Origin of the sequence: Pseudoclavibacter sp. JAI123 (assembly GCF_013409665.1) — a bacterium.
Classification (GTDB): domain Bacteria; phylum Actinomycetota; class Actinomycetes; order Actinomycetales; family Microbacteriaceae; genus Pseudoclavibacter.
Genome location: NZ_JACCCM010000001.1, coordinates 51157 through 75358, shown reverse-complemented (window position 1 = coordinate 75358; position 24202 = coordinate 51157). Strand labels below are relative to the sequence as shown.

At 69.5% G+C, this 24202-nt stretch carries 24 protein-coding genes, 1 tRNA gene and 1 pseudogene; 15 read left to right on the top strand and 11 right to left on the bottom strand.

Annotated features, from left to right (window positions below; translation table 11 throughout):
* Window positions 1–23 precede the first annotated feature (23 nt).
* Complete coding sequence (locus tag HDC34_RS00355; RefSeq protein WP_179555412.1) at window positions 24–1022, bottom strand: o-succinylbenzoate synthase; 999 nt, start codon at window positions 1020–1022, stop codon at window positions 24–26.
* A 174-nt stretch (window positions 1023–1196) separates the two neighbouring features.
* Here HDC34_RS00355 and HDC34_RS00350 point away from each other — a divergent pair, with 174 nt between their 5' ends.
* From HDC34_RS00350 to HDC34_RS00340, 3 genes are all read left to right on the top strand, one after another.
* Window positions 1197–1733: a hypothetical protein gene (locus tag HDC34_RS00350; protein ID WP_179555411.1), complete on the top strand. Its 537-nt coding sequence runs from the start codon at window positions 1197–1199 to the stop codon at window positions 1731–1733.
* Between the two features lie 72 nt (window positions 1734–1805).
* On the top strand, window positions 1806–2717 hold the full coding sequence (locus tag HDC34_RS00345; protein WP_151423960.1) for a 1,4-dihydroxy-2-naphthoyl-CoA synthase: 912 nt from the start codon (window positions 1806–1808) through the stop codon (window positions 2715–2717).
* Between the two features lie 40 nt (window positions 2718–2757).
* Window positions 2758–4116: an AMP-binding protein gene (locus HDC34_RS00340; RefSeq protein WP_179555410.1), complete on the top strand. Its 1359-nt coding sequence runs from the start codon at window positions 2758–2760 to the stop codon at window positions 4114–4116.
* A 149-nt stretch (window positions 4117–4265) separates the two neighbouring features.
* Here HDC34_RS00340 and HDC34_RS00335 read toward each other — a convergent pair whose 3' ends face one another.
* A complete protein-coding gene (locus HDC34_RS00335) occupies window positions 4266–5504 on the bottom strand; it encodes an SGNH/GDSL hydrolase family protein (protein WP_179555409.1) in 1239 nt (412 codons plus the stop codon).
* Window positions 5505–5663: 159 nt separating this feature from the next.
* Here HDC34_RS00335 and HDC34_RS00330 point away from each other — a divergent pair, with 159 nt between their 5' ends.
* Entirely contained in the window at window positions 5664–6641 is a 978-nt protein-coding gene (locus HDC34_RS00330) for a 1,4-dihydroxy-2-naphthoate polyprenyltransferase (protein ID WP_179555408.1), read from the top strand.
* Here the strand turns inward: HDC34_RS00330 and HDC34_RS00325 are convergent.
* A complete protein-coding gene (locus tag HDC34_RS00325; protein WP_179555407.1) occupies window positions 6638–7024 on the bottom strand; it encodes a DUF4229 domain-containing protein in 387 nt (128 codons plus the stop codon). The genes HDC34_RS00330 and HDC34_RS00325 overlap by 4 nt on opposite strands.
* 96 nt (window positions 7025–7120) lie before the next feature.
* Between HDC34_RS00325 and HDC34_RS00320 the strand changes: the two genes are divergently transcribed.
* On the top strand, window positions 7121–7690 hold the full coding sequence (locus HDC34_RS00320) for a PLDc N-terminal domain-containing protein (RefSeq protein WP_179555406.1): 570 nt from the start codon (window positions 7121–7123) through the stop codon (window positions 7688–7690).
* A 73-nt stretch (window positions 7691–7763) separates the two neighbouring features.
* Complete coding sequence (menD, locus tag HDC34_RS00315; RefSeq protein WP_308807200.1) at window positions 7764–9557, top strand: 2-succinyl-5-enolpyruvyl-6-hydroxy-3-cyclohexene-1-carboxylic-acid synthase; 1794 nt, start codon at window positions 7764–7766, stop codon at window positions 9555–9557.
* 39 nt (window positions 9558–9596) lie between these two features.
* On the opposite strand, the gene HDC34_RS00310 is transcribed toward menD, so the two are convergent.
* Entirely contained in the window at window positions 9597–10202 is a 606-nt protein-coding gene (locus HDC34_RS00310; protein WP_179555405.1) for an LppP/LprE family lipoprotein, read from the bottom strand.
* A gap of 122 nt (window positions 10203–10324) precedes the next feature.
* Between HDC34_RS00310 and HDC34_RS00305 the strand changes: the two genes are divergently transcribed.
* A complete protein-coding gene (locus HDC34_RS00305) occupies window positions 10325–10819 on the top strand; it encodes an acyl-CoA thioesterase (protein ID WP_374100757.1) in 495 nt (164 codons plus the stop codon).
* Window positions 10820–10879: 60 nt separating this feature from the next.
* Here the strand turns inward: HDC34_RS00305 and HDC34_RS00300 are convergent, their stop codons facing one another.
* Window positions 10880–11089: an Rv0909 family putative TA system antitoxin gene (locus HDC34_RS00300; protein WP_179555404.1), complete on the bottom strand. Its 210-nt coding sequence runs from the start codon at window positions 11087–11089 to the stop codon at window positions 10880–10882.
* 95 nt (window positions 11090–11184) lie between these two features.
* Between HDC34_RS00300 and HDC34_RS00295 the strand changes: the two genes are divergently transcribed.
* A complete protein-coding gene (locus tag HDC34_RS00295; protein ID WP_179555403.1) occupies window positions 11185–12036 on the top strand; it encodes a PPK2 family polyphosphate kinase in 852 nt (283 codons plus the stop codon).
* Between the two features lie 25 nt (window positions 12037–12061).
* Here HDC34_RS00295 and HDC34_RS00290 read toward each other — a convergent pair whose 3' ends face one another.
* Window positions 12062–12517 (bottom strand): ASCH domain-containing protein, encoded by a 456-nt coding sequence (locus HDC34_RS00290; protein ID WP_179557032.1) that lies wholly within the window; start codon window positions 12515–12517, stop codon window positions 12062–12064.
* Between the two features lie 86 nt (window positions 12518–12603).
* A complete protein-coding gene (locus HDC34_RS00285) occupies window positions 12604–13914 on the bottom strand; it encodes an isochorismate synthase MenF (RefSeq protein WP_179555402.1) in 1311 nt (436 codons plus the stop codon).
* Window positions 13915–14007: 93 nt separating this feature from the next.
* On the opposite strand from HDC34_RS00285, the gene HDC34_RS00280 reads away from it, so the two are divergent.
* From HDC34_RS00280 to HDC34_RS00270, 3 genes are all read left to right on the top strand, one after another.
* Complete coding sequence (locus HDC34_RS00280) at window positions 14008–14736, top strand: class I SAM-dependent methyltransferase (protein WP_104310978.1); 729 nt, start codon at window positions 14008–14010, stop codon at window positions 14734–14736.
* A 101-nt stretch (window positions 14737–14837) separates the two neighbouring features.
* Window positions 14838–15935: a polyprenyl synthetase family protein gene (locus HDC34_RS00275; protein ID WP_179555401.1), complete on the top strand. Its 1098-nt coding sequence runs from the start codon at window positions 14838–14840 to the stop codon at window positions 15933–15935.
* Between the two features lie 87 nt (window positions 15936–16022).
* Window positions 16023–17387 (top strand): FAD-dependent oxidoreductase, encoded by a 1365-nt coding sequence (locus HDC34_RS00270; RefSeq protein WP_179555400.1) that lies wholly within the window; start codon window positions 16023–16025, stop codon window positions 17385–17387.
* Between the two features lie 272 nt (window positions 17388–17659).
* Here HDC34_RS00270 and cls read toward each other — a convergent pair whose 3' ends face one another.
* Both cls and HDC34_RS00260 read right to left on the bottom strand, forming a co-directional pair.
* Entirely contained in the window at window positions 17660–19174 is a 1515-nt protein-coding gene (cls, locus tag HDC34_RS00265; protein ID WP_179557031.1) for a cardiolipin synthase, read from the bottom strand.
* Window positions 19175–19230: 56 nt separating this feature from the next.
* Window positions 19231–19719 (bottom strand): YajQ family cyclic di-GMP-binding protein, encoded by a 489-nt coding sequence (locus HDC34_RS00260; protein ID WP_104310980.1) that lies wholly within the window; start codon window positions 19717–19719, stop codon window positions 19231–19233.
* Window positions 19720–19842: 123 nt separating this feature from the next.
* Here HDC34_RS00260 and HDC34_RS00255 point away from each other — a divergent pair.
* Window positions 19843–19924 (top strand) — tRNA-Tyr (locus HDC34_RS00255).
* Window positions 19925–20006: 82 nt separating this feature from the next.
* Here the strand turns inward: HDC34_RS00255 and HDC34_RS00250 are convergent.
* Entirely contained in the window at window positions 20007–20996 is a 990-nt protein-coding gene (locus tag HDC34_RS00250) for a Gfo/Idh/MocA family protein (RefSeq protein ID WP_179555399.1), read from the bottom strand.
* A 216-nt stretch (window positions 20997–21212) separates the two neighbouring features.
* On the opposite strand from HDC34_RS00250, the gene HDC34_RS00245 reads away from it, so the two are divergent.
* Window positions 21213–21443: a hypothetical protein gene (locus HDC34_RS00245; protein ID WP_179555398.1), complete on the top strand. Its 231-nt coding sequence runs from the start codon at window positions 21213–21215 to the stop codon at window positions 21441–21443.
* A 3-nt stretch (window positions 21444–21446) separates the two neighbouring features.
* On the opposite strand, the gene HDC34_RS00240 is transcribed toward HDC34_RS00245, so the two are convergent.
* On the bottom strand, window positions 21447–22622 hold the full coding sequence (locus HDC34_RS00240) for an SLC13 family permease (RefSeq protein ID WP_179555397.1): 1176 nt from the start codon (window positions 22620–22622) through the stop codon (window positions 21447–21449).
* A 63-nt stretch (window positions 22623–22685) separates the two neighbouring features.
* On the opposite strand from HDC34_RS00240, the pseudogene HDC34_RS17560 reads away from it, so the two are divergent.
* Window positions 22686–23123 (top strand): annotated as a pseudogene (locus tag HDC34_RS17560) (ATP-binding cassette domain-containing protein); the annotation flags it as partial.
* Between the two features lie 342 nt (window positions 23124–23465).
* Complete coding sequence (locus HDC34_RS00230) at window positions 23466–24200, top strand: ABC transporter permease (protein ID WP_179557030.1); 735 nt, start codon at window positions 23466–23468, stop codon at window positions 24198–24200.
* The last annotated feature ends 2 nt before the right edge of the window (window positions 24201–24202 follow it).

Here is a 24202-nt window from a genome sequence, read left to right as displayed (position 1 = left end):
GCCTGCGAGACCTCAGGCCGAGGTCAGGCCGAAGCGGCGAGCAGCGCGTGGCAGCGCCGGATTCGGGCGCGCCACCAGTCCTGACGTGGGGCCGGGGACGCGAGGCGGTCGAGCGCTGCTTCGTCGATCGTCACCGGGGCAAGCGGGATGCGCCCGGCGCGTGGGCGGAGTGGTTCCGCCACGACGTCGTCCGCAAGGAGCGACGCCGTGCCGAGACCGGCATCGTGCCTCGGCTCGGGGAGGGCCGCGACGAGCTGTGCGCCCATCGCGATGCCGACGGACGAGTCGAGGGCACTCGACACCGTGGCCGGGAGCCCCGTCGCGCGTACGATCTCGGCGGCGCGGCGAACGCCTCCCAGGGGCTGCATCTTCACGACGATGACGTCGGCCGCACCGAGACGCGCGACCTCGAGCGGGTCCTCGGCCTTGCGGATGGACTCGTCGGCGGCGATCGGCACGGCGATTCCCTCGCCAGCGAGGCGCCCCCGAAGCTGCACGAGCTCCACGGCGGTCGAGCAGGGCTGCTCCGTGTATTCGAGGTCGAAGCGCGAGAGCGAGCGGAGCGCTCGGACCGCCTCGTCGACCGACCAGCCGCCGTTCGCGTCGATGCGCAGCCGTGCGTCGGCGCCCAGTCGCTCGCGTACCCCTCGCACCCTGGCGACGTCGTCGGCGAGCACCTGCCCGCGCTCCGCGACTTTGATCTTCGCCGTGCGGCAGCCGTCGAAGCGCGCGAGCACGCTGTCGAGCTTCGACGTCTCGACGGCGGGCACGGTCGCGTTGACCCACACCTCCCCGTCAGAGCGCCGGGGTAAGGAAGCGTCGAAGCCGAACTCGAGGGCCGCGCGCAGCCAGTTCGCGGCCTCCGCGTCTTCGTACTCGAGGAACGGCGAGAACTCGCTCCAGGCTTGGGTGCCACGGATGATGGCGGCCTCCCGCGCATCCACGCCCCGGAAACGCGTCACCAGGGGGAGCGTCACGATGTGCGTGCGAGCGAGGAGCTCGTCCAGGTCGGGCAGCTGCATGGGCTCATTCTCTCGCGCTTCTCGACGGCTGGCGCGGCGGTCACTGGTCCGAGCCGCAGCTGCTGGCTCGTGCCGCTGTCGCGCCGGACGGGAACAAGCTGCCGAGCTGGGTGCGATCCGTCCGGATCGCGCTAGGCTGAGGCATCGATCCGTCACACCGGACGCGAAACCCTTATGTCTACGAATCTCTCCAGCCCCGCACCTCGCTTCAGCCCTCCGCCGGCTGACGAGGACTTCGACGACGGCCTCCTCGGCCCGGCGCCGGTGGTACGGCAGCCCGCGCGCTCTGTGTCGGTCGTCGGCAAGCCTGGATACGACAAGCCCCAGCACCGGCATGGCACGCTCGTCCAGCGCACCTGGTACGAGATCGCGTTCAACCCGCGCCGTTGGTCGGCAGGGCACTGGGCGCTGCTCGGTGTGCTCATCACGGTGCTCGCGGACGTGTTCGTGTTCTTCTACGCGTCGAACCTGTTCGGCATCGACCGCAAGTTCGAGATCGAGATGTGGATGCTCACGGCGGGAATCGCCGGATTCCTGACGATCGCCCTGGCGCTCTGGGGCATCATCTTCAACAGCGCGAGGGGGGCTGCGATCTTCGCGCTCATCCTCGGCTTGCCGTTCGGTGCGCCGCCCGCCTGGCTGGTCGGCAACACGCTCGTCCAGCTCATCGCGAACGGCGGCACGCTGCCTGTTGCGCCGCCTCTCTGGTAGTTCCTGACGGAACGGGGCGTTCCCCGTGGGCACCTCGTCTGGTCGCGGCCGCGAGTCGGTTAGCGTTGGGGCATGACTGCCTTCGTCTCCGAACTCTTCGACGCCGAGCGCTGGCGCACCGTCCCGGGCTTCGAGGAGCTCACCGACCTCACGTATCACCTGGATGTCACGGGGCGCATCGCCCGTGTCGCCTTCAACCGGCCTGAGGTCCGCAACGCGTTCAGGCCGCAGACGGTCGACGAGCTGGCGCGGGCGCTCGATGACGCGCGCATGAACCCACGCGTCGGCGTGGTGCTGCTGACCGGCAACGGGCCGAGCCCGAAGGACGGCGGCTGGGCGTTCTGCTCGGGTGGCGACCAGCGCATCCGCGGTCGCGACGGGTACAAGTACGCCGACGGTGAGACGCGCGACACGATCGACGCGGCCCGCAACGGGCGCCTGCACATCCTCGAGGTGCAGCGCCTCATCCGCTTCATGCCGAAGGTTGTCATCGCGGTCGTCCCGGGGTGGGCGGCCGGCGGCGGGCACTCCCTGCATGTGGTGTGCGACCTGTCGATCGCGTCGCGCGAGCACGCGAAGTTCAAGCAGACGGATGCGGACGTCGGGTCGTTCGACGCCGGCTACGGCTCCGCGTACTTCGCGAAGCAGGTCGGGCAGAAGTTCGCGCGCGAGGTGTTCTTCCTCGCGGAGGAGTACTCGGCGGATCGGGCCATGGAGATGGGCACCGTGAACCGGGTGGTGCCGCACGCGGAGCTCGAGGTCGAGGCTGTGCGCATGGCGGAGACGATCCTGACGAAGTCGCCCACGGCGATCCGCATGCTGAAGTTCGCGTTCAACGCGGTCGATGACGGCCTCGTGGGCCAGCAGGTGTTCGCCGGCGAGGCGACTCGCCTCGCCTACGGAACCGATGAGGCCGTCGAGGGTCGCGACTCGTTCCTCGAGAAGCGCGAGCCTGACTGGTCGCCGTTCCCGTGGCAGTTCTAGCGCCCGCCGGCCGGCGCGGTTCGGCGGTGGGGTCCTCGCGATGACGGCCGCACCATCGGGCGGCGCAGGCCTGCGGCGGCTTGTTCGGGTGGATGCGCGCGACCCGGCCGCCGTCACCGCGGCGCTCGAGCGGGCCCTGGATGGCGGGGGTCCGGCCGTCCTGCCGACGGCAGGCCCGTCGCAGTCCTCACACGCCTCGGTAGCGACGCCCAGGCTGGACGCCGACCGTCCCGATCACGATGTCCTCCAGCGCGTCCCGGGCGACGTGGTGCTTGTCATCGAGACGAGCGGCTCGACGGCCGAGCCGAAACGGGTCATGCTCGCGGAGAGCGCACTGCGCGCGTCCGCGGCGGCCACGTACGCCAGGTTCGACGAACTCTTCGGTGCCCCCGGTCAGCCAGCCGATCCCACGCGACAGTGGCTGCTGACGCTGCCGGCCTCCTACGTCGCGGGCGCCCAGGTGCTCATGCGGTCGATCATCGCTGGAACCGAGCCTGTTGTGCTGGGCGATGAGCATTTCACCGCCGAGGGCTTCGCGCGCGCGGCGGGTGAGCTGACCGCCGAGCGGCGCTACGTGTCGCTCGTCCCGGCACAGCTCGTGCGGCTGCTCGACGCCGCCGAAGCCGAGCTGGGCGCTGGTTCGATCGCGGGCGCCGTCGCGCGCTTCGACGCGATCCTCGTCGGAGGGCAGGCGCTGCCACCAGCCCTCCGGTCGCGGGCGGAGGAGCTCGGTTGGAACCTCGCGACGAGCTACGGCTCGAGCGAGACGAGCGGCGGCAGCCTCTACAACGGGGAGCCGCTCGACGGAGTCAAGGTGCGCATCCGCGACGGCGAGGTGCAGCTGGCGGGCCCCGTGCTCTGCGCCGGCTACCTCGGTGACCCGCGCCGGACCGCGGAGGCGTTCGTCGAGGACGACGGGGTGCGCTGGTACCGCACGAGCGACGGCGGCCGCTTCGAGATCGACGAGGCCACGGGCCGCGAACGACTCGTGGTGACGGGTCGACTCGACAACGTCATCGTCTCCGGTGGCGAGAAGGTGCTGCTCGACCGGGTCGAGGGCATCGTGCGCCGCCTGCCCGGCCTGGAGGGGGCCGTTGTCGTCGCCGCGCCGTCCGAGCAGTGGGGGCAGGTGCCCGCGCTGGTGGTGGAGACGTCCGCGTGGGCGCCCGACACGTCCCAGCCCGGCGTCGCGGCCACGTTGCTGGATGCGCGTGAGCTCGCAGCCGACGAGCGCTGGCGCTCCATCCGCGAGGCGACGGCGGCCGCCGGCCGTGCGGCTCGTCCGGCGCTCCTTGTGGTCGCGCGCAGCATCCCGCTCCTGCCCAGTGGGAAGCCGGACCGTCGATCGCTGGAGGACCTGGTCGCGCGGCTCGCCCACGGAGGTGCCGACGAGGCCTGAGCCTGTCGCCGATGTCGGCCGTGGGCGGCTGCACCATGGGCTGCACCATGGGCTGCACCATGATGGTGCTGCACAGCGGCCGGACGTCGAACCTGAGGGGGACCGATCAGCCCAGGTCGCGGCGAACGACGGCCCTGCGCTCTGCGGAGTCAGGCCTCGGGGGCGTGCTTGTGTGTGCGGTTGGCGGCAGCCGAGCGTCGGCGGACGAAGATCGTCGTGCCGATTCCGGCTCCGAGCAGGACCAGCACGCCGACGATGACCAGTGGCGCGGTCGGCGCGGCCGGTGCCGGGGCCGTCGGCTGGGCGGTGGCGGTCGCACTGGCCGCGGGAGTCGGCGCGGTCGCCTCGGGCGTGCCGGGCTCGAAGATCGCCCGCAGCTCCGCCCCGACGGCCTCCGCGAGGTAGGCGACGCCGGCCTCGTTGGGATGGAGTGCGCCGAGCTTGAGGGATGCGCCGGGTGTGGTCGGCGTTCCCTCGCCGGGTTCCAGCGTGATGCCGTTCATGTACGGGTCCGTGGTCGTGCAGGCGGAGTGGGCGGCCGTCGCCTCGAGGGTGGAGATGAAGGTGGCGCCGATGGCCTCGGCCGCCGTCTGTATGGCCGCGTCGAGGCGCACTTCCGTCTCATGCAGGTATGCGGTGTCGACGTCGGTGAACGGGAAGGAGTTCTCCGGGTAGCCCGCCGAGGTGAAGGCTGGGGAGAAGCAGCCGCCGACCGGCGTGTTCGTGGGGTCCGGGGTGATGGCGGGGTACCCGACGACGACGATCTCGGCGTTGGGTGCCTTCTCGGTGATGAGGGCGAACGTCGACGCCAGAGCAGGGGCGACCAGCGAGTCGATGCGGTCCTTCAAGGTGTCGACTTCGACGCCTCCTCCGCTGACGACGTACTTCGAACGGCAGTTGGGCGTGGTCTGATCGGCGACGAGGGGCCCGAGGGAGCTCGCTGCGATGCACGAGGCGGCGATGTCCGAGAACTGCAGGTCGTTGCCGCCGATTGACAGGGTGACGATCTCGGTCGTGGCGGACAGGCTCGCCGACTGCACTGGTGCGCTCGCCCCAGCCCCGGTGACCTGCTCGACATCGCGGATGTCGGCGGTGACGGCGCCGCTGCACGTGCGGTCGTCGAGGGTCAGGCCGAGCGAGTCGGCGATGCGGTGCGGGTAGTTCGCGAGCGCCTGGAAGCAGCCGGCGGCGGGCTCCTCGCTGAACGGCACGAGCCCGAAGCCGGCCGAGTACGAGTCGCCCAAGGCGATGTACTCACGTCCCTGCGTGCCTCCGTTCACCGTCGGATCGCCGAGGGGCGCCGCGAGGGCCCCGGGGGCCACGAGGAGGGCGATACCTGCGGCCGCGAGGCAGACGGCCGCTGCGCGAACGCGTGATCGGGAAGTCATGGATCTCCTGTGGAGCGGACGTCGTGCGGGGGATGGGAGGTGATGGTCTCATAGTGCCACCGTGACGCTGGCCGGGAACGGGATGGCGAGCTCGCTTCTGGGGGCCGCGAACCGTCGTCGCAGGGATGCGGGCCCCGCGCGGCCCTCTAGAATCGCTCCGTGGCGCAGAAACAGAAGCAGAGACAGCGGAAGCAGCAAGCGAACCCGACGCAGCGGCCCCGGCCGAAAGCCGGCGAGGTGCGCAAGCTGGATGCGCGCGCCTGGATCTCCGGTGCCCGGTTGCGCACGCTCCCGCTCGCCATCGCACCGGTGCTGCTCGGCACGGCTGGCGCGATCGTCGACGGGCCGCTCGGCGAGTACCACTGGGTGCGCGCGCTCGCCTGTCTCGCGGTCGCCCTCTGCCTGCAGATCGGCGTGAACTACGCGAACGACTACTCCGACGGCATCCGCGGTACCGACGCCTATCGCGTCGGCCCCGCCCGTCTGACCGGTTCGGGCCTCGTCGACCCGAAGCGCGTGCGACTCGTCGCGTTCATCTTCTTCGGCCTCGGCGCCCTCGCCGGTCTCTTCCTGGTCGTCACTTCCGGACAGTGGTGGCTGCTGGCCGTCGGCGCGGCCGCGATCCTGGCGGCCTGGTTCTATACGGGTGGCAAGCGTCCGTACGGATACGCGGGGCTCGGCGAGGTGTTCGTCTTCGTGTTCTTCGGCCTCGTCGCGACCGCCGGCACGACGTTCGTGCAGATCGGCAGCGTCTCCACGAACGTGTGGATCATGGCCACCGCGATCGGCCTCTTCGCCTGCGCCGTGCTCATGGTCAACAACATCCGTGACATCGAGCAGGACCGCCTCGCCGGCAAGCGAACGCTCGCCGTGCTCGTCGGCCCCGTCGTCTCGCGCTGGCTCTTCGGCGTCTTCACGCTGGCGCCGTTCGTGCTGGCCATCCTCTTCGCCATCGCGTACCGCAACGCGATCTTCACATTCTTCGCGCTGCTGCTCGCCGCTCCCGCAGTCCTCATCGCATCGACTGCCCGCAAGCCCAAAGAGCTGATCCTCGCGCTCATGCTGACGAGCTTCGCGACGCTCGCCTACGCGCTGCTGCTCGGCTTCGGCATCGTCTTCAGCGGGTACGTGCGCTAGCTGCTCGGTGAGCGCTGCGGCGAAGAGTCGGGCGTCGGCTCTTCACCGGGGTCGGCCTCGGCAGGCTCGGTCTCGGAGGTGGCCTTGCCTGGTTCGGCCGCTTCGGTCTCAGCGGTGGAGTCCAAGGCCGCGTCCTCGTCCTTGTCGTCGGCTGTGCGCGCATCCTTGCGCTCGGTGAGGCGCTGCAGATCGTCGCCCATCTGCTGGCGTGTGCCGCGCAGGAAGATGACGGAGATGCACGCGCTGATGACGGCACCGATGAGGGCACCGGCCAGCCAGTTCCACTGCCAGGCGGGCAGGGCCAGCATGACGACGGCGAATGGCACCGCGAACGCGAGCAGTCTGATGACGGAGTAGACGAGCCAGGCGCGCTTCGAGTTCATCCCGCAATTCTACGAGCGACCGGGTGATCCCAGGTTCGCCCAGGGCACAGGCACCACCAGGTCGGGTGGAGGCAAGTCGCGTATCCTCGGGGGACCATGTCTCGCCTCCTCATTACTGCCGCAGTCATCGTCGTCGCGGTGACCATCTTCGCCGTGGTCGATTGCGCGATGACGGACGCAAAGCGCACTCGTGCGCTGCCGAAACCCGTCTGGGTCGTCGTCGTCTTGCTGGTCCCCGTGGTCGGCCCGCTCCTGTGGCTGTTCTTCGGCAAGGTCCGCGGCAACGCGACCGCCGTCAAGCCCGTGCAGACGACGCCGGACGACGACGAGACGTTCCTGAAGTCCATCGGCATCGAGTCCGACAGCGAGGAACGCATCCGGAAGCTGGAGGAAGAGCTCAAGGCCCTCGATGACGTGGAGTTCCCGGCCGTTGCGCCGAAGGGCCCCGTGACCGAAGGTGGCGCTGCGACGGCGCTGGAGGATGCGGCAGACGAGCCCGTGAAGGGTGAGCGGGCCTCGAAGGCGGATAAGACCGAGAAGCCCGCCAAGCCGGAGCTCGGCGGCAAGAAGCCGCGCAAGGGTGACGCCGGCGACGCCGGCCATGATGGAGAACCCATCGAGCACAAGGACGACTGGACTCAGGGTGACGGGTCGTCCCGTGCCTGATCGGCACGCCGAATCCGAACCTCCCCACTCGCAGCACCCCGCAGGGGGCGATGCGTCGGCCGCCTCAACGCCGGTGGCCGCTTCGCTGCCCCGCACCGGAAACCCGGCGACGGACTTCAGCCTCGACTTCCTGGCCCAGCTCGTCCAGCGCGGGGTCACCGATCTCGTCGTCTGCCCTGGGTCTCGCTCGCAGGCGCTGTCGCTGGTCGCGGCCGAGCTGGAGCGCGTCGGCGCGGTTCGGCTGCACGTCCGCATCGATGAGCGCTCCGCCGGCTTCTTCGCGCTTGGCCTCGCCGCCGAGACCGGGCGAGCGGTCCCCGTCATCACGACGTCAGGGACAGCGGTCGCCAACCTGCTCCCGGCAATGCTCGAGGCGTTCCATGCCACCGTGCCGCTGGTCGCCGTCACTGCGGACCGCCCGGAGGAGCTCCTCGGAATCGGCGCGAACCAGGCCACGACGCAGCCGGGCATCTTCGGCCCCAACGTCCCGCACGATGCCGTGCAAGCGCCGGTCGGGGCCGCCGATGAGGCATCGCTCGCCGAGCGCCTCGCGATGCGGGCGGCCGCGACGCGTGGGCCGCTGCACCTGAACCTCGCCTTCCGCGACCCGCTGAGCGTCGCCGTTCCTGAACTGGACGCGTGGGCCGCAGGGGTGGCAACTCTCGCCCCCGCCGACCGAGTCGCGGCGGACCAGGGTCGGGCTGCACCAGGGCAGGACGAGCCACCCGCCTCCGGAGCCGAGACGCTCGACATCGAGGCGGCGGAATGGCCCCGCACGCTCGTCATCGCAGGCGCCGCTGCCGGCCCTGAAGCGGAGAAGGTGGCGCACGACGGTGGCTGGCCCCTCATCGCCGAGGCCACGAGCGGTTCTCGCTACGGCCGTAACCTCGTACTCGCCTACCGTCAGCTCCTCGGCGCGACCTCCCCGCGCCCAGACCTCCGCGACGCCATCGAGCGGGTCCTGGTCTTCGGCCATCCGACGCTCAGTCGCGAGATTCCCCAGCTCATCGCACGCGACGACGTCCATGCGGTGGTTGTCGGGCCGACCGGCGGCGAGCCGTACAACCCGGGGCACGCGGTCGCGGCGCACGTCGACGCCGTGCGCGCGCATCCGGTGTCGACCGCCGACGCGCATGCCAGAACCGAATCTCGCGCGTGGCTCCGCGAGTGGGTGCTCGCGAGTCGAGAGCTGATGGAGGCGGATGCCGAGCAGACTCCCGCACCCGACATCGAGGCGTCTCGTTCCAGTGACACCGCGGTGCGGGGCCGCTTCGCGAAGCAGGAACTGGCGGTCGCTCGCACCAAGGTCGACCGGCGGATGCTCGCGGAGGCGGTGTGGAGCGCGACGTGGCCGCACGACCGCCTGGTGCTCGGAGCGTCGACGCTCATCCGCTCGCTCGACGCCCAGGTGGCGGGCAAGCCCATCAGGGTCCACGCCAACCGCGGTCTCGCGGGTATCGACGGCACGATCGCGACGACGCTCGGAGTCGCCGTCGGCAGCCAGCTCGGCGGTCCGGTGTCAGCTCAGGGCGGCGTGACGCGGGCGCTGATCGGCGACCTCACGCTGCTGCACGACGCGTCCTCCTTGCTGATCGGGCAGGGGGGCGAGTGGGCCCCACGCGTGCAGCTCATCGTCGGCAACGACGGCGGGGGCACCATCTTCGACGACCTCGAGGTGGCTCGGACCGCAGCCGCGGAGGCGCACACGCGGGTGCTCTACACGCCCACCAGGGTCGACCTCGAGGCGCTGGCGACCGCGTACGGTTGGAGCTACTGCCGAGCGGAGACGCGCGCGGACCTCCAGGGCGCGCTTGTCTCGCGCGAGCACGAGCGCATCCTGATCGAGGTTCCCCTGTCTAGAGGCTGAGGCCCGAGGCAGGCGCGCAGCAGGCCGCGCCACCGCGGTCTAGGCGGGCGGAAGATCGCCGTCCATCACGACGGATTGCGTCGCCGCATCCCACGCGAAGGTGGCGACCGCCTCGCCCGTCGGGGCAGCGTTCGGCTCGCCGGGCAGCGGGTAGCGGTAGGTGACGGTGATGAGGGTGTCGGAGAGCTGCCCGATCTCGGGCAAGAAGCCGTAGGCATCGGCCGTCGCCGTGCCGACGTACGCACCGCTGTGGAAGAGCAGGATGTGGTGCGGGGTGGACGCGGTGCCGCCCTCGAGCGTGACGACCACGTACGAGAGGGGCGCGCACGCATCCCAGGTCTCGCGGTCGGGTTCGGCCGCGACCCACGGCAGGTCGGGGAAGTCCGGGTATGCCTCCACCTGAGGCAGTGCGGTCTCGAGGGCCGCGGCCTGTGTCGAGTCCGTGCAGGCGGTCTCCGGCGCGGGTGCTTCGCTCGGCTCGCTCTCGGGGGCGGGTGTCGTCGTCGCGGTCACGGTGACCGTGGCGGCTGGTGTCGTCTCAGCGGTCTGTGGCGTGGCGGTCGCCGCGCACCCGCTGATGCCGAGGGATGCGGCGGCGAGGAACGCGATGGCGGCGGGGATTCGTGCTGATCGTGGGATTCGCATGGTGGAGCCCTCCTCAGTCGACATTCCCGAAGGCTAATGAGCGAGGCTTGACGGATCCAGGGAGTGCTTATGTCAGGACATATGCTGATCTGGCATGTCCAGCGACGATTCCCGGAGGAACGATGGCCCCCTCATCCACGACCCCAGAGGCACCCGCGGCTGCGGACGGTGCCATGAACTTCCACACGAGGAAGTGGGTGCGCCCCGAAGACCTCAACGCCAACGGCACGCTCTTCGGCGGCAGCCTGCTGCGCTGGATCGACGAAGAGGCCGCGATCTACGCGATCATCCAGCTCGGCAACTACCGGTGCGTGACGAAGTACATCTCGGAGATCAACTTCGAGGCGTCGGCCGAGCAGGGCGACCTCATCGAGATGGGCCTCGTCGCGACCCACTTCGGGCGTACCTCCATGACGATGAGAGCGGTCGTGCGCAACATGATCACGCGCCGCACGATCCTCTCCATCGAGAAGATCGTCTTCGTGAGCCTCGGCGACGAGGGCACCCCCGAGCCGCACGGCTACTCGACCATTACCTACGCCCGCGACCGGATGCCGACGACGCACCCGAAGACCGGCACCATCGCGGTCCCGACGGCGGGCGAGGAGCGACGCTGATCATGCGCAGGAGGGCACCCGGTCTCCCGAGCGCCCTCCTCGTGCAGCTGAGCCGCGGCGCTACTGGTTGCCGACCTGCTTGTCGGCCGCGTCTCGGGCGCCCTTGATCTGATCGGTGAACTTGTCACCGGTGGCCTTCTGGGCCGCATCCGCGACGCCGTCGAGTATCTTGTCGCTCACGTCCTCCGCCCGCTCGCTCTTCAGCGCTTCGGTGACGCGCGGGTCCTTCAGGAACTCCTGCGCCTTGCCGGTGATGTCTTCGATGCCCATGTGGTTCTCCCTCGCTCGAGCGCCGCTCCCGCTCCGTCGTGGAAGCCGTCGCGGTGCCAAAGCCTAGTGCCAGGCGGTGGCGTTAGCCTGGTCTCATGCCTCACTTCACCACCGAAGATGCCGCAGTGCTGCGCGTTGCCCCCGACTTCGATCTGGGCTCGGTCGACCCCGACTCGACACCTGGTTTCACTGGCAGGAAGGCAGACGCGGCCGCCCTCTTCACCGAGCACGACGAGGAGATCGCCGAGCTGCAGGAGCGCATGTTCGCGAACGCGCGGGCCGGCCGGGCGGCACCTTCCGTGCTCCTCCTCCTGCAGGGGATGGACACGTCCGGCAAAGGTGGAATCGTGCGTCACGTCATCGGCGGGGTCGATCCGCAGGGCGTGCAGATCGCGTCGTTCAAGGCGCCGACGCCTGAAGAGCGTGAGCAGGACTTCCTCGTCCGCATCCGCAAGCAGCTGCCCTCGGCAGGCAAGATCGGCGTGTTCGACCGATCGCACTACGAGGACGTCCTCATCCAGCGCGTGCGCTCATTCGCACCGCCGGAGGAGATCGAGCGGCGCTACGGGGCGATCGTCGACTTCGAGGACGAGCTCGCCGCATCCGGGACGAAGCTCATCAAGGTGATGCTGCACATCTCGAAGGACGAGCAGGGCGCTCGGCTCGCGGAACGGCTCGAGCGTCCGGACAAGCACTGGAAGTACAACCCCGGTGACGTCGATGAGCGCCTCCTCTGGGACCAGTACCAGGATGCCTACGAGATCGCGCTGCGACGCACATCGACGGAGACGTCCCCGTGGTACTGCGTTCCGGCGAACAGGAAGTGGTTCTCGCGGCTTGTCGTGAAGGGGCTGCTGCTGGATGCGCTGCGCGGTTTCGACCTGCAGTGGCCTGCCGCGGACTTCGACGTCGAGACCGAGAAGCGGCGCCTGGCGGAGAGCGCCTGACACCCGCTCAGCCGGCGGGGCTCGCTCAGTCGGCGAGCTCGGGCGGCCAGACGACGCTGAATCGTTCGAGGATGATCTCGTGCTCCGGGGTGAACTCCCGGCCGGCGGCGGCGCGCGTGCGCTCCCAATAGCGGAGGTGCTCGCGGCGCCAGCTGTCGAGGCTGCGGTCGTCTTCACCCTCGTCGTAGGCGAAGGCGGCGTCGACGCTGTCGAACGTGCCGATGCGCAGCTCTGTGCTGCGGATCACGGCGACTGGCGCGCCGCGGCCATCGCAGGCGATCCAGTGCGAACCGATGCGGGGGAGCGGCTCGCTCTCCTCAGCGAACTCCTCGACGAGTCCTGCGGTCGCGCGCTTCGGGCCGTGGGTCACGAGCGCGAGCAGCTCGTCGGCGAGCTCGACGCTGTCCCCGAAGTACTCGACCGTGTAGTCGGACGCCGACGCGGCGGCGCTCTGGTTGGCGGCGCGGTACTCGTCCCACATCACGGCGGCGGCCGCACGGTCGACGCTCGGGAGCTCGGTGCGTCCGAGCGCCCGGTTGCTGGTGCTGGCGCTGCTGGTCGCGTCCGTCACCGCATCATCTCCGCGCCGCGAGGCCGCGACTCGTCCTCCGCCTCGCCGCGCAGCGCCTCCACGATGGGGCGGAACTTCAGCTGCGTCTCGCGGTACTCGTCCGATGCGTCCGAGGAGGCCACGATGCCGCCGCCCGCGTATGCCGTGATCGATCCGCTCGCGTCGATCTCCGCACCGCGGAGTGCGACTGCCCACTCGCCGTCGCCGCCAGCGCCGACCCAGCCGACGGGGCCGGCGTAGCGCTGCCGGTCGAACGGCTCCAGAGCCAGGATCGCGTCGAGGGCAGCCGGGGTGGGGGTGCCGCCGACCGCCGCCGTCGGGTGGAGGGCGTCCACAAGATCCAGCACCGTCACACCGGTCGGGAGGGTGCCGCGGATGTCGCTCGCCAGGTGCCAGAGGTTCGGCAGCTTGAGCGTGAAGGGGACGCGGCTGCTCGTGAGACCCGTGCCGGGGTCGTCGTGCGTGTCGAGCGTCTCGAGGGACGCGAGCGCGCTCTCGACGGCGTAGCGGTGCTCGGCGAGGTTCTTCTCGCTGTGGCGGAGCCGCGCCTCTGCGCGTGCATCCGCTTCCTCGTCGGCACCGCGCGGTGCAGTGCCGGCGAGCACACGAGCCGAGACCTGGCGCTCGAGGACCCGGACGAGCGTCTCGGGGCTGGTGCCGGTGAGGCCGTCGACGGCGTAGGTCCAGCACTCGGGATACGCGGACGCGAGGCGCGCGAGCAGGCGGCGGCGGTCGGCGCCAGCTGGGAGCCTGCCGTGCTGTTCGCGTGCCAGGACGACCTTCGAGAGGTGGCCCGTGTGGATGAGGTCCAGTGCCCGGTCGATCGCGCGGCGGTGCTCGTCGGACGACATGAGGCCGTCCTCGAGGAGCGCCGTTGCGTCCGTCTCGCCGAACGGCTGAGCCTCGGGCAGGAGTGGCTTCGGGTCGGATCCGTCCGCGGTGATGGCGGTCACGAAGGAGACCGCGCCGCGGCGACCGACGATGAGCTCTGGCACCTCGAGCACGCTGCGCGCCCCGGACTCGGCCGCGAACGCGAACGCCCCGAAGGCGACGAGGCCGGAGCCGGTGGTGTTGGCGGTGTCGTCGATGTCGGCCGCCTCGACAACCTGCCGCCAGGCCTCGGCGGAGTCTGGGATGCGCGTCTCGCCGGTGAATTCGCCCCGCCAGGCACGTCCCGAAGCGACGATGCCGTCGCCCTGCCGAAGCCACACGAGGGGGGAGGTCGGAGAGGCGAAGCGGAGGAGATCGCCGGAATGCGGCACCTCGATGGTCCGCGCGCGCAAGCGGGGAGCGTTGACAGCTGGCACGACCGCAAGCCTAGACCCGGCGCGAAGGGCGGCCCCGGGAGTCCGCCTGAACGCGGCCAGGGCGAAGCCTGCGCCGCAACGTAGGATGATCCGGTGACCAAAGCCGACTTGAACAAGCGACCCGAGCAAGTGTCGTCGATGTTCGACCGTGTTTCCAAGAAATACGACGAGACGAACGACATCCTGAGCATGGGCAACGCGCCGCGCTGGCGTGTGCAGACCCGCCACGCGATCGCCCCGCAGCCGGGTGAGAAGATCCTCGATGTCGCCGCAGGCACCGGCACGGTCAGCAAGGTCCTCGCCGACGCTGGTGCCAAGGTCACCGCCCTCGACTTCTCCGCCGGCATGATCGAGGAGGGCAAGCGCATCCACGGTGCCAACCCACGCATCGAGTTCGTGCAGGGTGACGCGACCAAGCTCCCCTTCGACGACAACACGTTCGACGCGTCGACGGTGAGCTTCGGCCTGCGCAACGTGCAGGAGCCGAAGGTCGCACTGCGGGAGATGCTGCGTGTCACGAAGCCGGGCGGACGCCTCGTCATCGCCGAGTTCTCGACGCCGCCGCAGGCCATCATCCGCACGGGCTACCGCGCCTACATGCAGCTCGCGATGCCGAGCATCGTGAAGCTCGTGAGCAGCGACCCCGAGGCATACACGTACCTGAACGAGTCGATCATCGCGTGGCCCGCGCAGCGTGAGCTGGCATCCTGGCTGCGGGAGGCGGGCTTCGAACGGGTCAAGTATCGCAACCTCTCGGCCGGTGTCGTCGCGCTGCACAAGGCATTCGTCCCGCTCGCCGAGACCGGCAGCGCCCCCAGCTAGGGGAGACGGAAGCCAGCAGGCACCGGCTCAGCGCCACCTGCACCCCAACCCAGTTCGTGCGGAGATCTCCTTCGGACGGAACACCTGAACCACCAGGAGACATGAGCGTGGAGCTCCCCAAGACCGAACAGCGCCGCAAGGCGCGAAGCACCGTGGTGCCGGGCGGAACCGACGACCTCTTCGACGGTCCGAAGTCCGACGTGCTGCGAGAGCGGCTCGACGCTGGATTGGCCGCGGTCGAGGCCCGCCTCCGCGCCGAGGTGCAGTACGCCGACGAGATCGCCGACGTCACCGCCCGCTACCTCCTCAACGCCGGCGGGAAGCGCCTGCGCCCCATGCTCACGGTGCTCTCGTCGCAGTTCGGCGAGACGCCGGGCTCCGACGATGTCATCACGGCAGCTGCCGCGGTCGAGCTCACGCACCTCGCATCGCTCTACCACGACGACGTCATGGATGAGGCCGAGCTGCGTCGAGGCGTCGCCGCCGCGCACCTCCAGTGGGGCAACTCCATCGCGATCCTCGCCGGCGACCTGCTCTTCGCCCGTTCGAGCCTGCTCTTCTCCGAGCTGGGCCTTCGCGCCGTCCGGCTGCAGGCTTCGATCTTCGAGCGGCTCGTGCTCGGGCAGATGCGTGAGACGACCGGGCCGTCGGCCGGCACCGACCGCATCGACCACTACGTGGGTGTCCTCGCCGACAAGACGGGCTCCCTCATCTCCGCCGCCGCTCAGTTCGGCGCGATCGTGTCGAACGCACCAGAGCCGGTCGTCGCGGCGCTTGCCGAATACGGCGAGCGAGTCGGCGTCGCCTTCCAGCTCGCCGATGATGTCATCGACCTGCAGCAGAACCCGGACACGACGGGCAAGCTCGCGGGCACCGACCTGCGCGCGGGTGTCGAGACCCTCCCTGTGCTGCTGCTGGAACGCCAGGCGGCGACCGACGAAGCGAGCCGCGACCTGCTGGAGCGCATCCGCACCCGCGTCGCCGGCGTCAACGAGCAACCGGAGGAGGCTCGCGCGAGCGAGGAGGAGATCTCGAGCATCATCACCGAACTCCGCGAGCACCGCGTGACGCAGCTCACGATCGACGAAGCCCAGAACTGGGTGACGCTCGCCGTCGAAGCCCTGCGGCCGCTGAAAGCCGGCCCGGCGAAGAACGCGCTCGAGCGCTTCGCCGCGGAGGTCGTCAGCCGCGATCGCTGACCGAGACGTCCCGAGACGGCTCACCCCTGACCCCTTCCGGAGGACGACACCTCGCGAGCCTCCACCTCGACCCGTCCTGGAGGACATGTGACCACGCTCCGCCTTGCCATCGTCGGCGCAGGACCAGCCGGCATCTACGCGGCCGACATCCTGCAGAAGATGGAGCGCCAGTTCGACCTGTCCATCGACCTCTTCGACAAGCTGCCAGCGCCGTACGGGCTCGTGCGGTACGGGGTCGCCCCTGACCACCCGCGCATCAAGGGCATCATCAACGCCCTGCGCGAAGTGCTCGAATCCGGGGTCATGCGGGTGTTCGGCGGAGTGGAGTTCGGCAAGGACATCACGCTCGAGGACCTCAAGCAGCACTACCACGCGGTGATCTTCTCGACGGGAGCCATCCGCGACGCCTCCCTCGACATCCCAGGCATCGAGGCACAGGGAAGCTACGGGGCCGCGGACTTCGTGAACTGGTACGACGGGCACCCCGACGTGCCCCGGACGTGGCCGCTCGACGCTCGCGAGGTCGCCGTCATCGGCAACGGCAACGTGGCGCTCGATGTCGCGCGCATGCTCGCGAAGCACCCGAAGGACCTCATGTCCACCGAGGTGCCGCAGAACGTGGTCGAGGGCCTTGAAACGAGCCCCGTCACCGACGTGCACGTCTTCGGACGACGCGGGCCCGCGCAGGTGAAGTTCACACCCCTCGAGCTGCGTGAGCTCGGCGAGGTGCCCGACGTGGACGTCATCGTGTACGAGGACGACTTCGACCGCGACCCGGCGGCCGCCGAGCTCGCGAAGACGAACAAGCAGCTCATGGTCATCGGGCGCATCATGGGCAAGTGGCGCGGGGAGCGGGAGCTCACCGCCTCGCGCCGCCTGCACCTGCACTTCTACTCGAAGCCGGATGCGGTGCTCACGGAGGACGGGCCAGACGGCGAGCGCGTCCGGGCGCTGCGGATCGAGCGCACGGAGCCGGACGCCGAGGGCGGCGTGCGCGGGACCGGCGAGTTCGTCGAGTACCCGGTGCAGGCCGTCTACCGGGCCATCGGCTACTTCGGCTCGCCGCTCCCCGGCGTGCCGTTCGACGAGCATCACGGCGTCATCCCGAACCATGAGGGGCAGGTGTGGGACGACGACAACCAGCAGGTCAACGGCATGTACGCGACGGGGTGGATCAAGCGCGGCCCCATCGGCCTGATCGGGCACACGAAGTCGGACGCACTTGAGACGGTGACGCACCTCGTCGCGGATCAGGTCAATTGGTGGACTCCCGCCGATGCGAGCGAGGCCTCCGTCGTCGAGCTGCTCGAATCGCGCGGGGTGCGCTTCACCGACCTCGCTGGGTGGCGTCGTCTCGATGCGCACGAGCTTGCCCTCGGCGAGGCGAATGGCCGTGAGCGGATCAAGGTTGTGGATCGAGACGAGATGACGAGGATTTCCCGGGGCGAATAGGGGTTTTGGTCGCCGTTCAAGAAGTGGGGAGTTCTGCCCATCGCGGAACGCTCGTTCACCTCGTACGCTCGGAGTACGCACAGAGAGCGGAAGAGATTTCGGGCCTGAACCGGTCCGAGTCAACACTTCAGCCGGCGGCTGAGCCGCGTCGCAATGGTCGTTCTGACCGCGGCGCGACACTGGGGGAGCTCGCCGTCGGCTGGAGATTCTTTGCCGGGGCGGTTCCGGGAACCGTTCGGCAAGATCAGCGCAGTTGGCGCAATGGGGCGCCGCTACTGGATGACGCTGGTGAGGCGGGCGACGTTGTCGAGCGCGCGGGTCAGGATGGGCCGCTGCCGCCACTCGTCGAGGGTCAGTTCGAAGCTGCGCTGCCTGTAGCCGTTCTCGACTTCGCGCATCCGGTTCACGAACTCTTCGCCGTGCACCATGAGCATGAGCTCTGCGTTGAGGGTGAACGAGCGCATGTCCATGTTGCTGGAGCCGATGAGGGTGACGGAGTCGTCGAAGGTGATGTGCTTCGAGTGCAGGATGTAGGGGCGCCGGTACAGCATGATCCTGACGCCGGCGCGGAGGAGCGCCTCGTAGTAGGAGCGCTGGGCGTGGAAGACGAAGAACTGGTCGGCGATCTCGCCCACGAAGAGTTCGACGCTAACGCCTCGCTGCACGGCCGTCGTGATGGCGTACATGAGTGAATCGTCTGGCACGAAGTAGGGGCTGACGATGACGATTCGCTCCCGCGCTGCGTAGAGCAGCTGGTTGAAGAGGCGCAGGTTGTTCTCGTTCTCGTAGCCGGGGCCGCTTGGGACGAGCTGGCAGGGGAACACGTCGTGCTGGTCGCCGGATTCGATCTCGGCTTCCGCCTCGTCGGGTTCCGGGGTGACCGGGTCGTTCTCGAAGACGTCGGTGAGGAGCTCTTCTGTCTCGGCGTACCAGTCGGAGATGAAGACGGCGTTGACGCCGGTGACCATGGGCCCCTCCATGCGGAGCATGAGGTCTTTCCACTTGAGGTCGTCGCCGCCCGGCTTGGGGCCGCGGTGGTAGTCGCGGGAGATGAGGTTCTGTGAGCCGAGGTAGGCCGTGCGGCCGTCCACGACGAGCAGCTTGCGATGGTTGCGCAGGTCGACGCGCTGCATGCCGCCCTGCCACGGGTAGAGCGAGAGCATCCGGTGCCAGTCGGCGCCGATCTGGGTGAGGCGGTGCTTCATCTTCTTGTAGCCGCTGTAGCGCATCGAGCCGACATGGTCGAAGAGGACGCGGACGGTCACGCCGCGCTGCACGGCGCGTTCGAGCGCGTCGAAGAACGGGGCGGTGGCGTCGTCGTGGCTCATGGCGTAGAAGAGCACGTTGACGTAGCTCTCGGCCTCGTCGATCTCGTCGGCCATTCGACGGATGGCCCGGTTGTAGGTGCCGTGCAGCTCGAGTCGGTTGCCCTCGGCGAGGGGGATCGCGGTGAGGTGCTCGCCGAGCTTGGTGACCTGGGCGAACCACGAGGGGCTCGTGATGACCTGCTCGGCCGGGGCGATCTGGTCGGTGGCGTCGCGGATGATGCCGTCGACCTGAGCCTGCATGCGTCGGCGGCGAGTTGGCAGCTGGTTCGTGCCGAACAGGAAGAAGAGGACGACGCCGAGGTAGGGGATGAGAATGATCGTGATGATCCAGGCGAGCGCCGTCGTGGGTCGCCGGTTTCGGGGGATCACGACGACCGACGTGACGATGATGAGCACGTAGACCGTGGCGACCGCGCCGAGCCAGAATCCGGTGAGGCCGAGTTCCGGGTACCAGGGCATGAGCGCGCCGATGGCCGTGCTCGGGTCGAGCGCGGCCATCGGCGCCCCCGGGGGCACTAGCGGCGGTTGACGAACTGGAGGTCGACGTCGACGTCGGCGCCCTTGAGCAGCGCCATCGTCGCCTGCAGATCGTCACGGCTCTTCGACGAGACACGGAGCTCGTCGCCCTGGATCTGCGCCTTCACGCTCTTGGGGCCTTCGTCGCGGATGAGCTTCGTGAGCTTCTTCGCGCTCGGCTGGTCGATGCCCTCCTTCAGGGAGGCTTCGATGCGGTACTCCTTGCCGGAGGCGTACGGCTCACCGACGTCGAGCGTCTTCAGCGAGAAGCCGCGCTTGATGAACTTGGTCTGCAAGACATCGAGCACCGCCTTCACGCGCTCTTCGCTGGAGGCCTTGAGGAGGAGCTTCTCGCCAGACCAATCGACCGAGGCGCCGACGCCCTTGAAGTCATAGCGCGTCTCGAGCTCCTTCTGCGCTTGGTTGACGGCGTTGTCCGCCTCCATCTTGTCGACCTTGTTAACGACATCAAACGAGGAATCTGCCATGCCCACCATGGTAGCGAGGACCGCCGACAATCTCGTGAGCGGGGGTGCGTCCGCGTCGTTTCGACAAACCGGGTGGAAGTCGGTAGTCTCTAGCCTGCACGTTTGCGCTTCGCGCTGTGCACTGGCGAGTTACCCAAGCGGCCAAAGGGATCTGACTGTAAATCAGACTGCTCAGCATTCGGGGGTTCGAATCCCTCACTCGCCACGAACGCCATGACGCGAGACATCCACCAGATGTCTCGCGTCATTGCTATCTGGGCCTGATCAGGCGGACGTCCCGGACGCCATCAAGCCTGCGCCTCCATCACGCCAGCGTGCCAGGCGTCGAGGAGGCGCGAGACCGTGCGCGTCTGCTCCCACGGCATGGCGCGTGACTCGAGGCGACCGTCCCTCAGCGCGCGCGACACCGCATCCGCCTCGGCCGCGAACGGGTGCACCTGCGCCACCTCGATGCGACGCCTCTGCCCCTCGTGGATGTGGCTGAGCACGTTCGGCGACAGGTCGCGGTCGCCGAAGGCGTTCTCGAGAGTGATCCAGCCGCCATCTCCGACGATGTCGGCGCGCTTCGTGAGCTGGGTGTCGATGGAGCACTCGACGAAGGCGGTGAAGCCGTCCGCCTCGACGCTGGCGGAGGAGTAGACGTCGACTCCAGCCTCGATGCGTCCGTGCGGGTTCGCGAGGTGCAGCTCCGGAAGCGCGATGCCGGCCGAGGCCGCGGCGCTGACGGCGAAGGAGACAGGGTAGCCGCCGACATCGAAGATCGCTCCGCCCGCGAGCTGCGGGTCGAACAGGCGTCCGTCCCTGCTGCCGGCCGCGAAGCCGAACTGGGCGTGCACGTGCAGGGGCGCGGCGACCTGGCCCCACTTGAGGCGACGGTCGACGGCACGGGCAAGCGGGCTGAAGCGGTGCTTGTAGGCCTCCACGGCGGGCAGGCCGGCGCGTTCGGCAGCCTCGAGGACCCGCTCCGTCTCGGCGGCGCTCGGGGCCAGAGGCTTCTCGCACAGCACTGCCTTCCCGGCCTCGAGCGCTGCGATCGCGAGCTCCGCGTGCGTCGTGTGCACGGTAGCGACGTAGACGGCGTCGATGTCATCGCGCGCCAGGACCTCGGCGTAGGTCCCGGAGACCCCTGCCCCGTAACGGGCGGCGAAGGCCGATGCCCGTTCGGCGTCGCGGCTGGCGACCGCGCGCAGCTCGCCATGTTCGGAGCTCGGCAGCCACGTCGCGAACGACTCCGCGATCGCACCCGGCCCGAGGATGGCCCACCTGGTCTTCTGCATGACGCGAACCTACCCGAGCGGTCCGTCGAGCATCCACTGGTGGTTCTCGTGGGTGCTCTGCGAAGAGCCGCCCTCGTCGACGCTGGCCGGGAGCACGCCGATCCCGCACCTGGGCGTCACCCGCACAGAAGCTGATCGTTCACCCGCGAGGATCAACCGCGCCGACGGTCGGGCCAGACTTGGCGCACAGCGTTTCGACGAGGACCGGAGAAGACCGTGACCGCACCGAAGCAAGACAGGGACCCCGTCAGCAGCTACCGCCCCCGGCTGGTGCCCTGGGCCCTAGGCATCGCCATCGGCGTCGCGATCGGGATCGTGATCTCCGTCATCCTGGCGATGAGCCCGGCCTTCACGGTCGCGTTCATGATGACGGGCATCGCTTTGGGCGTCGGCTTCGCGATCGCCCTGCAGGCCGCCTTCGACGACATGGCGAGCAAGAAGAAGTAGCAGTCACACCGTCGCGGCGAGCGCCAGCGTCGCGAGGGGCACGATGATCGCGACTCCCACGAGCCCGAGCGCGACGAAGCGCAACCACGAGATCGTCACGCCCAGTGACACGAGACGCTCATGCCAGAGCAGCGTCGCGAGCGAGGCCCACGGCGTGACGAGCGGTCCGAGGTTGACGCCGATGAGCAACGCGACCAATCGGGCGGGGCTGTCGGCGACGGGTTCGAGGGCGAGGTAGGCGGGCAGGTTGTTGATGCCGTTGGCGCTCGCGGCGCCGATCGCCGCCAGCTGCAGTAGGCCGAGCGGGTCGTCGCCACGTCCCGAGACGGCGGCGAGCAGCTCGCTCAGCCCGTGCGCGTGGGCGGCCTCGACGAGCACGAACAGCGACCCGGCGATGCCGAGCGCCTGCCAGGGCACGAGGCCGAAGCGCAGCGCATCCCGCCGACGCGCGGCGAACGCGCCGACGAGCAGGAGCGCGGCGGCGCCCGCCGGAACCGCCACTTCGACGCCGGAGACCAGCAGTGGCAGCAGCAGGGCAGTGACGACCGACGAGAAGATCAGCAGCGGCCGGTCCGGAATGCTCGTGGGCGTCGGCATGCGGTACCGACGGTCGAGCTGGCGGCGGAAGACGAACGACAGGATGGCGGCGCTCGCGACCACGCCCACGAGCGCCGGTGCCCACGTCAGCGCGAGGAACTGGAGCGGCCCGCCCTCGAACGACCGAGCCGCGAGCAGGCTCGTGAGGTTCGAGACCGGGAGGAAGAGGGATGCGGTGTTCGCGAGCCAGACGGTCGCGAGCGCGAACGGGATGGGTGAGACGCCGACGTGCACGGCGAGCAGCACGACCACCGGGGTGACGAGCACGGCCGTCGTGTCGAGAGAGAGGAAGGCGGTGCTCACGACAGCGAGCAGGAGCACGAGCATCCACAGCAGCCACAGGCGGCCCCGGCCGAGCTTCGCGAGCCGGTCGGCGAGCGCCGAGAAGACGCCGGCCTCGCTCGCCAGCTCCGCGACGATCGTGATGCCCACGACGAACGCCAGCACGGGTATCACCCGCTCGCCCAGCTCCAGCAGCTCGGGAGCTGGCAGCACACCGGTGGCCGCGACGACGACCGCCGCGACGACGAGCACGGCGGTGGCGATGAGTGGGGCGACGCGGGACGCGGGGGACTCGGCCATGGCTGAGCAAGTTTAGGCCCGCGATACGGCCCCGATGTCGGTGCTCGCTCGTAGGATTCGAGCATGAGCGCGAACGATGACGTTGCGAGCCGCGAGGCGGCCGTCGTCGTGAGCGCGCTGCGTGTCAGACGCGGCGGCAAGGCGGTGTTCGACGGGCTGGACCTCTCTATTCCCCGCGGGCAGATCACCGGTCTCCTCGGGCCATCCGGATGTGGGAAGACGACCCTCATGCGCGCCATCGTCGGCGTGCAGAAGACGGCGGGTGGCACCGTGACCGTGCTCGGCGAGCCCGCCGGATCGCGGCAGCTCCGCTCCCGCGTCTCCTACGCGACGCAGGCCGCATCCGTCTACGACGACCTGACCGTGGCGCAGAACCTCAGCTACTTCGCGAGCCTGCTCGGAAGCAGGCGGGCTGACCTCGGCGCGCTCATCGACCGCGTCGGGCTCACCGGGCAGGCCAGGCAGAAGGTCGAGTCGCTGAGCGGCGGGCAGAAGAACCGCGTCTCCCTCGCGGTGGCGATGCTCGGGGGCCCGGAGGTGCTCGTGCTCGACGAACCCACCGTCGGTCTCGACCCCGTGCTGCGCCAGGACCTGTGGGCGCTGTTCCGCTCACTCGCCGACGATGGCGCGACCCTGTTCGTCAGCAGCCACGTCATGGATGAGGCCATGCGCTGCGACCGCCTCATCCTGATGCGGGATGGCCACCTCATCGCCGACACCACCCCGCCGGAGCTCCTCCGTGAGACAGGCGCCAGCGACGCGGATGCGGCTTTCCTCGCCCTCATCGAACGCGGTGATACGCGACACGGGCGGCACGCGGGATCCGCAGAAGGGGGGCGCATCGTGAGCCCCCGGCGCACGCTCGCCACGGCCGGGCGCGTGCTCAGGCAGCTCCGCCACGACCCGCGCTCCATCGCGCTCATGGTCGTCGCCCCGAGCCTGCTCGTCGGCCTCTTCGCCTGGCTGTTCTCCGAGCAGGACGGTGTGTTCCAGCGGCTGGGCCCGGCGATCCTGGCGTTGTTCCCGTTCATCATCATGTTCCTCATCACGAGCATCACGACCCTCAGGGAACGCCGCTCGGGCACGCTCGAGCGGCTCATGACGACGCCGCTCGCGAAGGGCGACTTCATCGTCGGCTACGCGCTCGCGTTCGCCGTCGCCGCGGTGGCGCAGGCCATCGTCACCGTGGCGTTCGCCGTGATCGTGTGCGGCCTGAGCGTGGGGGGCCCGCTGTGGCAGCTTGGCCTCGTCGCGGTGGCGGATGCGCTGCTCGGCACCGCGCTGGGGCTGCTCGCGAGCGCGTTCGCGCGCACCGAGTTCCAGGCAGTGCAGTTCATGCCCGTGCTCGTCATCCCGCAGATCCTGCTCGGCGGCATCCTCATGCCCCGCGACCAGATGCCGGACGCGCTGCAGGCGATCTCCGACTGGCTGCCGCTGAGCTACGGCATCGACGCCATCAACGCGGTCACGGCGGGGAACTCGGCATGGGACCTGTGGGCGCCCGTCCTTGTCATCTTCGCGTTCGCGGTCGGCGCGCTCATCCTGGGCGCGCTCACCCTTCGCCGTCGAACCGGGTAGAC